The sequence below is a fragment of the Streptomyces sp. NPDC002896 genome (assembly GCF_040295225.1).
In the GTDB taxonomy this organism is placed as follows: Bacteria; Actinomycetota; Actinomycetes; order Streptomycetales; family Streptomycetaceae; genus Streptomyces.
Genome location: NZ_JBEOVA010000005.1, coordinates 98,817 through 112,384, shown reverse-complemented (window position 1 = coordinate 112,384; position 13,568 = coordinate 98,817). Strand labels below are relative to the sequence as shown.

General features: G+C 72.0%; 11 protein-coding genes. 2 read left to right on the top strand and 9 right to left on the bottom strand.

Annotation, left to right across the window (positions count from 1 at the left end; genetic code table 11):
* Positions 1-22 precede the first annotated feature (22 nt).
* The 7 genes from ABT009_RS09970 to pdhA form a co-directional block, all read right to left on the bottom strand.
* Entirely contained in the window at positions 23-1,000 is a 978-nt protein-coding gene (locus ABT009_RS09970; RefSeq protein ID WP_351291528.1) for an NAD(P)H-quinone oxidoreductase, read from the bottom strand.
* Between the two features lie 163 nt (positions 1,001-1,163).
* Complete coding sequence (locus ABT009_RS09965) at positions 1,164-2,261, bottom strand: potassium channel family protein (RefSeq protein WP_351291526.1); 1,098 nt, start codon at positions 2,259-2,261, stop codon at positions 1,164-1,166.
* Complete coding sequence (locus ABT009_RS09960) at positions 2,258-3,847, bottom strand: molybdopterin molybdotransferase MoeA (protein WP_351291524.1); 1,590 nt, start codon at positions 3,845-3,847, stop codon at positions 2,258-2,260. Before ABT009_RS09960 ends, ABT009_RS09965 begins: the two co-directional genes overlap by 4 nt.
* On the bottom strand, positions 3,844-4,749 hold the full coding sequence (locus tag ABT009_RS09955; protein WP_351291522.1) for an NTP transferase domain-containing protein: 906 nt from the start codon (positions 4,747-4,749) through the stop codon (positions 3,844-3,846). Before ABT009_RS09955 ends, ABT009_RS09960 begins: the two co-directional genes overlap by 4 nt.
* A gap of 90 nt (positions 4,750-4,839) precedes the next feature.
* Positions 4,840-6,489: a dihydrolipoamide acetyltransferase family protein gene (locus ABT009_RS09950; protein ID WP_351291520.1), complete on the bottom strand. Its 1,650-nt coding sequence runs from the start codon at positions 6,487-6,489 to the stop codon at positions 4,840-4,842.
* Positions 6,489-7,514, bottom strand: a complete 1,026-nt coding sequence (locus ABT009_RS09945; protein WP_351291518.1) for an alpha-ketoacid dehydrogenase subunit beta — start codon at positions 7,512-7,514, stop codon at positions 6,489-6,491. Before ABT009_RS09945 ends, ABT009_RS09950 begins: the two co-directional genes overlap by 1 nt.
* Positions 7,511-8,707, bottom strand: a complete 1,197-nt coding sequence (gene pdhA, locus ABT009_RS09940) for a pyruvate dehydrogenase (acetyl-transferring) E1 component subunit alpha (RefSeq protein WP_351292167.1) — start codon at positions 8,705-8,707, stop codon at positions 7,511-7,513. Before pdhA ends, ABT009_RS09945 begins: the two co-directional genes overlap by 4 nt.
* 244 nt (positions 8,708-8,951) lie before the next feature.
* On the opposite strand from pdhA, the gene ABT009_RS09935 reads away from it, so the two are divergent.
* Positions 8,952-9,470 (top strand): Lrp/AsnC family transcriptional regulator, encoded by a 519-nt coding sequence (locus tag ABT009_RS09935; protein WP_502989850.1) that lies wholly within the window; start codon positions 8,952-8,954, stop codon positions 9,468-9,470.
* Positions 9,471-9,495: 25 nt separating this feature from the next.
* On the opposite strand, the gene ABT009_RS09930 is transcribed toward ABT009_RS09935, so the two are convergent.
* A complete protein-coding gene (locus tag ABT009_RS09930; protein ID WP_351291513.1) occupies positions 9,496-10,086 on the bottom strand; it encodes a TetR/AcrR family transcriptional regulator in 591 nt (196 codons plus the stop codon).
* A complete protein-coding gene (locus tag ABT009_RS09925; protein WP_351291511.1) occupies positions 10,083-11,648 on the bottom strand; it encodes a 3-hydroxyacyl-CoA dehydrogenase in 1,566 nt (521 codons plus the stop codon). Before ABT009_RS09925 ends, ABT009_RS09930 begins: the two co-directional genes overlap by 4 nt.
* Before the next feature lie 207 nt (positions 11,649-11,855).
* Between ABT009_RS09925 and paaN the strand changes: the two genes are divergently transcribed.
* Positions 11,856-13,547 carry a phenylacetic acid degradation protein PaaN gene (gene paaN, locus ABT009_RS09920; RefSeq protein ID WP_351291509.1) on the top strand — a complete coding sequence of 564 codons (1,692 nt, stop codon included), beginning with the start codon at positions 11,856-11,858 and terminating at the stop codon, positions 13,545-13,547.
* Positions 13,548-13,568: the final 21 nt, after the last annotated feature.

Below are 13,568 nucleotides of genomic sequence, written 5' to 3'. Positions count from 1 at the left end.
AACCGCTGCTGCGGGCGGGTGACTAGCGGGTGAGAACCACCTTCCCCGTGTGCGTGCTCTCCTCCAGTACGCGATGGGCGGCGGCGGCCTCGCTCATCGGCACGGTACGGTCGACGACCGGCCGCACATGTCCGCCGCTGATGAGCGGCCACACATGCTCACGCACCGCCGCGACGATCGCGCCCTTCTCGTCCGCCGGCCGCCCGCGCAGCGAGGTCGCGGTGATGGCGCCGCGCTTGTTCAGCAGGGTCGCGATGTTCAGCTCGGCCTTGATGCCGCCCTGCATCCCGATGATCGCCAGCCGGCCGTTGACGGCCAGGGCCTTCACATTCCGGTCCAGGTACTTGGCGCCGATGATGTCGAGGATGACGTCGGCTCCCGCACCGTCCGTGGCGGCGCGCACCTCCTCGACGAAGTCCTGCTCGCGGTAGTCGATGAGGATGTCCGCGCCGAGCTCAGCGCAGCGCTGCAGCTTCTCCTTGCCGCCCGCGGTGACCGCGACCTTGGCGCCGACCGCCTTCGCGAGCTGGATCGCCATGGTGCCGATACCGCTCGATCCGCCATGCACGAGCAGCGTCTCGCCGGGGCGCAGGTGGGCGATCATGAAGACGTTCGACCAGACGGTGCACGTCACCTCGGGCAGGGCAGCCGCCGTGACGAGGTCGACGCCTTCGGGTACGGGCAGCAGCTGCCCCACGGGCACGGCCACCTTCTCGGCGTAGCCGCCGCCCGCGAGCAGCGCGCAGACCTCGTCGCCGACCGCCCAGTCCGAGACTCCGGGGCCCAGCGCGGCGATACGGCCCGAGCACTCGAGCCCGGGGTAGGGGGACGCGCCGGGCGGCGGGTCGTAGAAGCCCTGCCGCTGCAGCAGGTCTGCGCGGTTGACCGCGCTGGCCGCCACCTCGACCAGAACCTCGCCCTCGCCGGGCACGGGATCGGGGACCTCGGCCCAGACGAGCGCTTCGGGACCGCCGGGTTCAGGGATCGTGATCGCATGCATGGCGGCGAGGCTACTCCTGCCTGCGTCTCCGGCCTCCGGCCCGGCCTTGCTCCGCCCTTCCCGCCCTTCCCATTCCCCTCCGCCCCGTGCTTCCCGTTCCCGTCCTTTCCGTAGTTCCCGTCCTTCTCGTCCTGGTTCGCCGCCTCGTCCTGGTTCGCCGCGCTCAGTCCTGCGGCAGCGGGCGCATGTCCGGCGTGATCCGAGTGCCCGGGGTGGCACGGACGATGGTGATCAGGCGGTCCGTCAACTTCAGCTCCCCGACGGACGGATCGTCGTAGCCGAGCACGCGATGGCCGCGCACCACGCTCACCACCAGGTCCTCCACCTCCCGTGGCCCGCGTCCCACCTCGGCCTTTATGACCGGCCGCTCGACGATGTCGAGGCCGCTGCCCTGCTGAATGAGGTCCTCGAGGACCATGCCCGCACTCGGGCTCAGGACGGACAGGCCGAGCAGCCGGCCGGCGGCACTGGCGCTGGTGATCACCACGTCGGCCCCCGACTGGCGCAGCAGCGGCGCGTTCTCCTCTTCACGGACCGCGGCCACGATCTTCGCTGCGCGGTTGAGCTGCCGGGCGGTGAGGGTGACCAGGACGGCGGTGTCGTCGCGCTGGGTGGCAATGATGATCTGGCGTGCCTTCTGCACCTCGGCGCGCACCAGCACATCGCTGCGGGTCGCGTCGCCGACGATGCCCGCGTATCCGTTGGCCGTCGCGGATTCGATGGCTTTCTCACTGGGGTCGACGACCACGACCTGTTCCTTCTTCAACCCCGTCGCGCACACGGTCTGGATCGCAGACCGGCCTTTGGTCCCGAAGCCGATGACGACGGTGTGGTCGCGCAAGATGGACCTCCAGCGGTTCAGCCGCCACTCCTCCCGGGTCCGTTCGGTGAGGACCTCGAGAGTCGTGCCGACCAGAATGATCAGGAACAGCACGCGCAGGGGCGTGATGACGAAAATGTTGGTGAGTCGGGCGCCGTCGCTTACCGGTGTGATGTCGCCGTATCCGGTGGTGGAGAGGGTGACGGTCGCGTAGTAGAAGGCGTCGAGCAGGTCGACTCGGCCGTCGGAGTTGTCGTTGTAACCGCCGCTGTCGGCGTACACGATGAAGGCGGTGCCGACCAGCACCGCCAAGGCCATCGCGAGCCGCTTGGCGACCTGGCGCAGGGGGCGTTCGACGACCCGGCGGGGAAGACTCACCTGGTGGGTGACGAGGTGTTCGTCAGCCTGGCGGGCGATCGCGTCCTGGCCCGGAAGTTTCACGTGAAACACACCCCGATTCCGGACAGCGCCCACGGAAGATCAAGGATTTCGAGGTTCTGCCCCGGCTGCGCACCGCCCGGCGGTACGACGGCAAGACCGTCGGCCCCCGCGATTCCGCGCAGCATCGCCGGGCCGTAGTAGTGCAACGGCACCGCCCGGTCGGCCCGGATCACCACGGGCACCAGCCGCGTGTCTTGTGGGTGCCCGTGCACGGCGTCGCGCACCGGCACCGTGTACGGCTCCGGGGGCGCCTGGCCGGCGAGGACCCGCAGCAGGGGCTCGGCGAGCGTCAGCAGTCCGGAGACGGCGGCCAGGGGATTGCCGGGCAGGCCTACGAGGTGCTGGTTCTCCTTGGTGCGGGCCAGCAGCATCGGGTGACCCGGGCGGACCTTGACGCCGTTCACGAGGAGCTCGGCACCGAGGCGGCTCAGCGTGGGGTGGACATGGTCGACGGGACCAGCGGCCGTTCCACCGGTCGTGAGGATCAGGTCGGCGTCGGACGTGGAGATCGCCGTGTGCAGCGCCTCGGCGTCGTCGCCTAGCCGGCGGGTGGAAACGACGTCCGCGCCGAGTGCGCGCAGCCACGGCGGAAGCATCGGGCCGAGCGCATCCCGGATCAGTCCGTCGCGTGGCCTGCCCTCGGTCAGCAACTCATCGCCCAGGACGAGGACTTCGACGCGGGGCCTCGGGACGGCGGACAGCTCGTCGTACCCCGCGGCCGCGGCGAGCCCCAGCACCGCCGGAGTGACCAGCGTGCCGGGCGGCAGCAGTTGGTCGCCGGTGCGGCATTCCTGTCCACGGGGGCGGATGTCCTGGCCCGGGACGACCTCGCGCTGGGCATGCAGACGGCCCTTGTCGTCGATACGGCCGTGCTCGCTGCGGACGACGGCGGTCGCGTCCTGCGGCACCCGGGCGCCGGTGGCGATACGGACCGCCTCTCCGTCGGCGAGCTGCTCCGGTACCTCGTGACCCGCGAGAATGCCGTCCGCGCGTACGTCCCAGGGGCCGGGCCCGGCCACCGCCCAGCCGTCCATGGCCGAGGAGTCGAAGGACGGCAGGTCGGTGAGCGCCGTGAGGGGCGCGGCGAGAACGAGTCCGAGCGCGGCATCGAGCGGTACGGGGACCGGGGCGGGCGGCGGCACCGAGCGGGCCGCGCGAGTGGCAATGGCGCGCGCCTCGGGCCAGGGCGTGGCGGAGTGCCGGTCGTGCCGCTGCTTGGCCTTGTGGCCCGGCGGCGGATCGGAGGGGGGTTGACCGGCCTGGCGGGCAGACCCGCCTGGGTGATCGGCGTGCGGGGCTTGGCGGGCGTCGTGAGCCTGGTGAGCCTGGTGGGCGTGCTCGGCTTGGCCGGAATGTGCGGTGGCGCGGGGGGATCGGGGCGCGCGGTCGTCTGTTCCGGAGGCCAGGCCCTCTCTGGCCAGGGCGATGGCCTCGTCCATGTCGAGGTCGTCGAGATCGTCGGCAGGGACAGCGGCACCGGCACCGGCACCGGCACCGGTATCCCAGGTGTCGTGGCTGCCCTGCGCGCGCTGGGCAGCTTGGTCCCTCCCGGCTGCCCGGCTCGGATCGGCCTTCTGCCCGGTCATCCGGCGTCCGGTGCGTCGGGCCGGTCCTCGTTCGCCCAACGGTCCGCGAGAGCCGCGGCCCTGCGGGCCGCCTCGGCCACGGCTTCCGGGCCGCCCTTGCCCTGGGCTGCCGCGTAGCCGACGAGAAACGTCGTCAGCGGCGCCGCGGGCCGGTCGACGCCGTGCGCCGCGTCCCGGGCCAGATCGAGCAGCAGGCGGACGTCGACGTCCAGGTCGATGCCCAGCTCGTCCTTGACTGCGGTAATCCATTCATCCAACACGTGCCCATGCTCCCTGATACGTGCCCGGGCGGCAGCGACGTCCTCCCAGGTGTCGCAGTCGAACGACGCGACGGGGTCGGAAATACGCGTGAGTTCGAGCTCCGCGGTGAGCAGCCGCAGCGGCAGACCGGTCAGGCTGCCGTGTTCGGCGGCCAGCAGCGCCAGTTCGCGGCGCAGGGGTTCGCTCCGGTAGGCCGCGACGAGCGGCTGGTCCCGGCCGTCGGGGTCGGTCAGCACCGCGCCTTCGGCGCCGCGTTCCCGGAGGGTGCTCAGCAGGCGACGCACCGTTTCCTCGTGCAGGAACGGCAGGTCCGCGGAGAGGACGACCACGCTCTCCGCCGTCGTGCGGCGCAGTCCCGCGTCGAGTGCGGCAAGGGGGCCGGCTCCCGGCGGTTCCTCGCGCGCCCACACCACGGGCCGCACGATGGGCCTGCGCCCGGCCACGACGACCGTGGTGGAGGCACCGGCACAGGCCGCGAGCACCCGGTCGAGCAGGGCCCTGCCGCCCACGCGCAGCGCCGGTTTGTCCGCGCCGCCGAGCCGCCGCGCGGCGCCCCCGGCGAGGATCACTGCGTCGTAGGCGGCCACGGGGACGGCCTGGGGCTCGGGGTCGGCCTGGGGCTCGGCCTCGTACGCGCTCATGCCCCGAGTATGGGCGTCCGAAGGATCATTGCCACCCCCGCGACCGCATCGTAAGAAGCCGTAGCAGGTCGCGTCTTCGAGGGCCGGGGCTCAGAGCGTGCGCAGCAGCACCGCCGGCTGCTCTACGCAGTCCGCCACGTAGCGCAGGAAGCCTCCCGCCGTGCCGCCGTCGCAGACCCGGTGGTCGAAGGTCAGTGAGAGCTGTACGACCTTCCGCACCGCCAACTCCCCTTGGTACACCCAGGGCTTGGGGGCGATCCGGCCCACACCCAGCATGGCGGCCTCCGGGTGGTTGATGATCGGCGTGGAGCCGTCGACCCCGAACACCCCGTAGTTGTTCAGCGTGAAGGTGGAGCCGGTGAGCTCGCCCGGGGTCAGCGTCCCGGCCCGGGCCGACTCGGTCAGCCGGGCGATCTCCGCGCTCAGGGACTCCACGTTCCGCGTGTGCGCGTCCCGCACGACGGGCACGACGAGCCCACGCTCGGTCTGCGCGGCGAACCCCAGGTGCACCCGGTCGAGCTGCACGATCTCGCGGGCCTCCATGTCCACCCTGGAGTTGAGCTCCGGGTAGCGGGCGAGGGCAGCGGTGCAGATGCGGGCGAGCAGGGCGAGTAGCGAGATCTTCTGACCGCCCGCCTCGGGAGTCCGGGCGTATCCGCCGGGATGACTCTGCATGGCCGCCAGTGCCTGCATCAGTTCCGTGGCGTCCGCGTCCACCCAGCAGGTCGCGTCGGGTATCTCGCGGCGGCTGCGCGAGAGCTTGTCGGCGACCGCGCCACGGACGCCGCGCAGCGGAACGCGGACACCAGGGGCATCGGTGATCCCGGGGGCGGGTGCGCCGGCCCTCGCGGCCACGGGCTCCGCAGCAGGGGCGTGTCCGGTCCGCAGGAGGTCCGCGGGCTCCGGCGCGAGGCCCTGCCCCGCCCGCGCTGCGCCAGTCTCGGCCGGTGCGGGGACGCCTAGCCCTGCCCGGGTCGGCGCACCTGCTCGCCCCGCGGCCCGTACGGCGTCCTCGACGTCGGCACGCGTGATCAGCCCCTCGGGTCCGGAACCGGCCAACTCGTGCAGGTCCAGGCCGTGTTCCCGGGCCAGCTTCCGTACGAGAGGGGACATGACCGGCACCGGGCCCTCATCGCGCACGGGTGCTTCGGAGGTCGCCTGCGCCTCGGCCGCCGGTGCGGGAGCCGCCGGGCGGACCCTGCGGCGTCGCGCGGGTGCGGCGCCCGTGCCGTAGCCGACGAGGACATTGCCCGAGGACCCGCCGGATGAGTCCCCTCCGGACGAGCCGGACGGCCTCGAGCTCGGGGACGGCCTCTGGCTCGGGGACGGCGACGGGCTGGGGGACGTCCGCGCGCCGACCGGCGCCGTTCCTCCTGAGCCCGCTTCTCCCCGGACGATTTCTCCCGGCCCGCCCACAGCTGAACCGTTCCCGGCTGGACCGCCCCCGGCTGCTCCATCCCCGGCCGAACCGGCGGCAGGCGCCCCCACCGCCACCGTCAGCAGGGGGGCTCCCACGGGCAGTTCCGTGCCCTCCTCACCGAAGCGCGCGGTCACCACGCCCCCATACGGGCACGGGACCTCGATCATCGCCTTGGCCGTCTCCACCTCGACGACCGGCTGGTCGACGGCGACGAGATCGCCGACCTCCACCAGCCAGCGGACGATCTCCGCCTCGGTGAGCCCTTCGCCCAGGTCAGGCAGTCTGAATTCAAGACTGTGCATCTCAGAAGCCTGCGCCATCAGCTCTCCGCCTCCCACTGCAGCCGTGCCACGGCGTCCAGGATCCGGTCGACGCCAGGCAGGTGGTGCCGCTCGAGCATAGGCGGCGGATACGGGATGTCGAACCCCGTCACGCGCAGCACCGGCGCCTCGAGGTGGTGGAAGCAGCGCTCGGTGACCCGTGCCGCGATCTCCCCTCCCGGACCACCGAACCCGCCCGACTCGTGCACGACGACCGCGCGCCCGGTCCGCCGCACCGACGCGCACACCGTCTCATCGTCGAACGGCACCAGGGAGCGCAGATCGACGACTTCGAGGTCCCAGCCCTCCGCCCGCGCCGCCTCGGCCGCCTCCAGGCAGACGGGCAACGACGGGCCGTACGTGATGAGCGTGGCGCTCCGGCCCGGGCGCCGCACCACCGCGCGGCCTATGGGTTCAACGGTCAGCGGATGCTCGGGGTTCCAGTCGGCCTTGGACCAGTACAGGCGCTTCGGTTCCAGGAAGACGACCGGGTCGTCGGAGGCGATGGCGTCCCGCAGCAGCCCGTAGGCGTCGGCGACCGTGGCGGGCGTGACGACGTGAACTCCGGGCGTCGCCATGTAGTACGCCTCGGAGGAGTCGCTGTGGTGCTCCACGCCGCCGATGCCGCCGCCGTAGGGCACGCGCACCGTGAGGGGCAGCGGCATCCTGCCCTTGGTGCGGTTCCGCATCCGGGCCACATGCGAGACGAGCTGCTCGAACGCGGGGTAGGCGAAGGCGTCGAACTGCATCTCCACCACGGGCCGCAGCCCGTACATCGCCATGCCGACGGCGGTCCCCAGGATGCCTGCCTCCGCGAGCGGGGTGTCCGTGCAGCGGTCGTCGCCGAACTCCCTGGCGAGCCCGTCGGTGACCCGGAAGACCCCGCCGAGCGTCCCGACGTCCTCGCCCATCACATGGACGGCCGGGTCCTCGGCCATCGCGTCGCGCAGTGCCCGCCCGAGTGCCTGCGCCATGGTGGCCGGCTTGGCGGCGACGGCGGCCGGTTTGGCCGCGACGGTGGTCATCGTCCGGTCCCTTCCAGCGTCGTGTCCGCGATATCGGAGGTGTCCGCGGCGTCCGGGGCCTCCGTGCTGTCCAAGGCCTCCGCGGCGAGTTCGGCCCGCAACTGGGCGGCCTGCTCGCGCAGTTGCGGGGTCGGCTCTGCGTACACGTGGGCGAAGAGGTCCATGGGGTCGAGCTGCGGGTCCTGGTTCATGCGGGCGCGCAGGTCCGCGGCCATCTCCTCGGCGTCCTCGCGCGCCTCGCGGACGGCATCCTCGTCGAGCAGCCCGCGGTCGGTGAGCTCGCGCTCCAGCAGCGCGATCGGGTCGTGCCGGCGCCAGGCCTCGACCTCTTCGTCGCCGCGGTAGCGCGTGGCGTCGTCGGCGTTCGTATGGGCGTCGATGCGGTAGGTCACCGCCTCGACGAGGGTCGGGCCGCCGCCCGCGCGCGCGTGCCGCACGGCGTCGGTGAGCACCTCGTGCACCGCGACCGCGTCGTTGCCGTCGACGAGCCGCCCGGGCATGCCGTAGCCCACGGCCTTGTGGGCGAGCGACGGGGCCGCGGTCTGCTTGGCGAGCGGCACGGAGATCGCGAAGCCGTTGTTCTGGACGAGGAAGACGACAGGCGCCTGCCACACCGCCGCGAAGTTCAGCGCCTCGTGGAAGTCGCCCTCGCTGGTGCCGCCGTCGCCCACCATGGCCAGCGCGACGACGTCGTCGCCCTTGAGGCGGGCCGCATGGGCGAGGCCCACGGCGTGCGGCAGCTGCGTCGCCAGGGGCGTGCAGAGGGGCGCGATGCGGTGTTCGCGCGGGTCGTAGCCGGTGTGCCAGTCGCCGCGCAGCAGGGTCAGTGCCTGGACGGGGTCGAGGCCGCGGGCTATGGCGGCGAGCGTGTCGCGGTAGCTGGGGAAGAGCCAGTCCCGGTCCTCGAGGGCGAGGGCGGCCGCGACCTGGCAGGCCTCCTGCCCGCTGCTCGACGGATAGACGGCGAGCCTGCCCTGCTTGGTGAGGGCCGTCGCCTGCGCGTTGTACCTGCGGCCGCGCACCAGCTCTCCGTACAGGCGGCGCAGCAGCCCGGGGTCGGCCTTGCGGGCGGCCTCGGTGCCCAGGACGCGGTACGGCTCGGCGTCCGGCAGCAGCGGCGCGGGGTCCGTACGGGGCTGCCAGGCCGGGGGCGGAGCGGGCCGGTAAGCGCCCCGCTGATCCATGACCGACAGGCTGCGACTCTTCACCGCGTGCACCTCCTCGTGCTGTGCCCCCGACTCCGAAGGGCCGGGGGAGGTCTCCTCGTGGGAGCGTCCGAGAGGCGCGGCGTGTGATGCGCCTCACCTACCGATTGTTCGGTCGTCGGCACATTTTGGCTACAGGCGGCTCCAGGCTGTGGACAATCGGTTCTCCACAACCTGGGATGGAGGCAGTACGTCCATGGTAGAGAGGCGGGGGGACATGGCATCTGAACGAATGGCCGAAGGGGTGGAGTCCGGCCGTCCGGAGAGCCAGTCCCGTCCGCCGGCCGACCGTCCGGGGAGCGGGCTCCGCCCCCTGGACGCCATAGACCGCGACATCCTGCAGTTGCTCCAGGCGGACGGCCGGGCGTCGATACGGTCCGTGGCGGATCGCGTCCATGTGTCCCGGGCCAATGCGTACGCCCGCATCAACCGGCTCATCGAGGACGGCGTGATCCGCGGGTTCAGCGCCCGCATCGACCACGAGCGGGCCGGGCAGGGCGCCTCCGCCTACATCACCCTCAAGATCGTGCAGAACTCCTGGCGCACGGTGCGCGAACAGCTGCGGGCCCTGCCCGAGGCCGCGCACATCGCCCTGGTGAGCGGTGACTTCGACGTTCTGCTGCTGGTGCACACGCCGGACACCAGGGCGCTGCGCGATGTCGTGCTCACCAAGCTGCAGGCCATCCCCGAAGTGCTCAGCACGCGCACGTTGCTGGTCTTCGAGGAGGACGACCTGGACGCGGAGACCTGACCGACCGCGGCCGCGAAGCGGCGCCTCAGTCCTCCTTGCGGAGTCCGGAGAAGACCAACTGCACTACGGCGTCGGCGATTTCCTGCACTCCGGCCCCCCGGCCGTCGGGCCGGTACCACTCCACGATCGAGTTGATCATGCCGAAGACCAGCCGGGTCGCCAGCCGGACCTCGACGTCCCCGCGTACGTCGCCGTCGGCGGCCGCGGCCTTCAGCAGGTCGGCCACGCGGTGGTCGAAGTCGCGGCGGCGCTCCAGGGCCCAGCGTTCGGTGCCGGTGTTGCCGCGCACGCGCAGCAGCAGCGTCACGTACGGCAGTTCGGCGATGAGGACCTCGACCATGCGGCGCGTGACGTACTCGAGACGCTCCACGGCGCGCCCCACGCGCGCGTGCTCCTCGTCGAGGATCCCGAACAGCCCGTCGAGCGCCCGGCTGACGGCCCGCCGCAGCAGCTCCTCCTTGCCCGCGACATGGTGGTAGATCGACGACTTCGAGATGCCCGCCGCCTTGGAGAGGTGCTCCATGGACGTGCCGTCGTAGCCGCGCTCGATGAAGACCTCGACGGCGACGGAGAGCAGCGTCTCGGGCGTGTAGGTGTCGCGCTTGGCGGCGGTCATGAGGCGGACTCCCGCTTCTCGGAGGCGTACGCGTGCCGGTAGAGGGCCAGTGACGGCGCGCAGCGGCCGGACGGATCACGCATGTGCAGATCGTCCAGCAGGGCGTACGCCCAGTTCCTGCCGAGCTTCCGGCTCCATTCGACGGGCCCCAGCGGGTAGTTGACGCCCAGCCGCATCGCCGTGTCGATGTCCTCCTCCGTGGCCACGCCCTTGGCGACGGCGTCGAAGGCCAGGTCGATGAGCCGGGCGACGGTACGGGCGACGATCATGCCGGGGACGTCGCCGATGACACTGACGTCCTTGCCGAGCGCCTGGAAGAGCCCGGTGGCCTCGGCGACCGTCCGCGCGGAGGTGTCCTGCGAGGCCGACAGAGCGATCCGGGTCGCCGCGCGGTAGTCGAGCGCCAGGTCGAAATAGACCACGTCGCGGAACTCGACGGACGTCTGGCCGTCCGCGAGCGCCAGCTGTCCGCCGCCGGGCAGCGCCAGCCGCGTGCCCTGGTCCTCGTCCTCCTCGCGCACCGTGATGCCCGCCTCGCGGATCAGCGCGAGGAGGTCGCGGGCGGGACCGAGATCGCCCTCGGCGACGACGTACGCCGGGGGCTCGGCCGGGTCGGCGGTGTGCGGTTCGGGCTGCTCGGCGCCGTCCCCGTACGCGTACCAGCCACGGCCCGACTTGTGGCCCAGCATCCCGGCCTCGACCAGGCGGCGCTGGACGAGCGATGGAGCGAAGCGCGCGTCCTGGAAGAAGGACTCCCACACGGAGCGCGTGACGGCTTCGTTGACGTCCTGCCCGATGAGGTCGGTCAGCTCGAACGCGCCCATCCGGAAACCGCCCGACTCGCGGAGCACCGCGTCGATCGTGGCGGGGTCTGCGCCCTGGTGCTCGTACACCGTGAACGCCTCGGCGTAGAAGGGTCGCGCGATGCGGTTCACGATGAAGCCGGGGGTGTCGGCGCAGGCCACGGGGGTCTTCCCCCAGGAGCGGGCCGTCTCGTACGCGCGCGTGGCCGATGCCACGTCCGTCGCGAAGCCGGAGACGACCTCCACGAGCGGCATCAGCGGTGCCGGGTTGAAGAAGTGCAGCCCGACGAACCTGCCCGGGTTGCGCAGCGCGCCGGCGATCGCTGTAACGGACAGCGACGAGGTGTTGGTGGCCAGCAGGCAGTCGTCGCCGACGACGTCCTCGAGCTCGCGGAACAGCTGCTGCTTGACGTCGAGCCGCTCGACGACCGCCTCGACGATCAGGCCGGATCCGGCGAGGTCGGCGGTGCTTTCGGCCGGCTGCAGACGGGCAATCGCCGCGTCACGTTCCGCACCGGTCAGCCGGCCCTTCTCGACGAGCCGGCCGAGCCGGGCGTCGATCGCCTCGGCAGCCGCTTTCGCACGGCCCGGCGCGGCGTCGTACAGCCGCACCGGATGGCCGGCGAGCAGCGCCACCTGGGCTATGCCCTGGCCCATGGTGCCGGTGCCCACCACGCCGACCGGGGTGCCCCGACCGGGACTGTCAGCGTCGTGACCAGCGCGGCTGGGGCCGGAGCGGCCCGGGTCAAGTCCTGTCATGCTCGCGATCCTCCCGCACCGGGTTTTCCACAGGCTCGGCGGACCCCCCTTGTCCCGACCGATCGTTCGGTTACTCTAGCTCTGTCAGTCCGTTCCTGCCCAGCCGCTCACTTTTCCCAGCCGCTCACTCTGCTCAGCAAGCCCAGTCGCCCACCGCCCAGCCCGCCGGCTCGACGACGAGCCGGTCCGAGGAGGAGTTGGTCCCCGATGACCGCCGAACTCACCGCGCACCAGCTGATCGACAAGCACCGGCCCACTCTCGACCAGGCGCTGGAAACGATCCGCACGCGCGCGTACTGGTCCCCGCACCCCGAGCACCCCAAGGCCTACGGCGAGGACGGCAGCCTGAGTGCGGCCGACGGCAAGGCCGCCTTCGACGCTCTCCTGGGCAGCCGCATGGATCTCGGCCAGCCGGGCACGGACGACTGGGTCGGCGGCGAGGTCTCGCCGTACGGACCGGCGCTGGGCATCACCTATCCGCATGCGGACATCGACGCCCTGCTGCCCGCGATGCGCGCGGGCATGCGCGCGTGGCGGGACGCGGGCGCGGAGCTGCGTGCGGTGACGTGTCTGGAGATCCTGGCCCGGATCAGCGCCCGCACGCACGAGTTCGCACACGCGGTCATGCACACCAGCGGACAGGCCTTCATGATGGCGTTCCAGGCGGGCGGCCCGCACGCCCAGGATCGCGGCCTCGAAGCGGTGGCGTACGCGTACGTGGAGCAGGCCCGGACCCCGGACACCGCGGAGTGGACGAAGCCGCAGGGCAAGCGGGACCCGCTGGCGCTGAGCAAGCAGTTCACGGCCGTGCCGCGCGGCATCGCCCTGGTGATCGGCTGCAACACCTTCCCGACCTGGAACGGCTACTCGGGCCTCTTCGCCTCCCTGGCCACCGGAAACGCCGTGCTGGTCAAGCCGCACCCCCGCGCGGTGCTGCCGCTCGCCCTCACCGTGCAGGTGGCCCGCGAGGTGCTCGCCGAGGCGGGCTTCGACCCGAACCTGGTGGCCCTGGCCGCCGAGCGCCCGGGCGAGGGCATCGCCAAGACCCTCGCCGTACGCCCCGAAATCAAGATCATCGACTACACGGGCTCGACGGCGTTCGGCGAGTGGCTGGAGGCCAACGCCCGCCAGGCGCAGGTGTACACGGAGAAGGCCGGCGTCAACACGGTCGTCGTCGAGTCGACCGACGACTACCAGGGCATGCTGGCCAACCTCGCCTTCTCTCTGTCCCTCTACAGCGGCCAGATGTGCACCACCCCGCAGAATCTGCTGATCCCGCGTGAGGGCGTCACCACGGACGCGGGCCACAAGACCTACGACGAGCTCGTGGCCGACCTTGCCGCCGCGGTGAGCGGACTGCTGGGCGACGACGCGCGCGCCAACGCGCTCCTGGGCGCCCTGGTCAACCCGGATGTGAAGGCCCGCCTGGAGGCCGCATCCGGCCTGGGCGAGGTCGCCCTGCCCTCGCGGGAGATCAACAACCCGGAGTTCCCCGACGCCGTGGTACGTACGCCGCTGATCGTGAAGCTCGACGGCGCCAAGCCGGACGACGAGGCGGCGTATCGGAGCGAGTGCTTCGGCCCGGTCTCATTCGCCGTCGCGGTCGACTCGGCGGCGGACGCCGTGGAGCTGCTGCGGAGCACGGTGCGCGACAAGGGGGCGATGACCGTCGGTGCGTACACGACGTCGGACGAGGTCTCCCAGTCGATCGAGGAGGCGTGCCTTGAGGAGTGCGCCCAGCTGTCCCTGAACCTCACGGGCGGCGTGTACGTCAACCAGACTGCCGCGTTCTCCGACTTCCACGGCTCGGGCGGCAACCCGGCGGCGAACTCGGCCCTGTGCGACGGTGCGTTCGTGGCGAACCGGTTCCGGGTGGTGGAGGTGCGACGCGAGGCGTAAGGGCAGCGGGGAAGCGGGCCA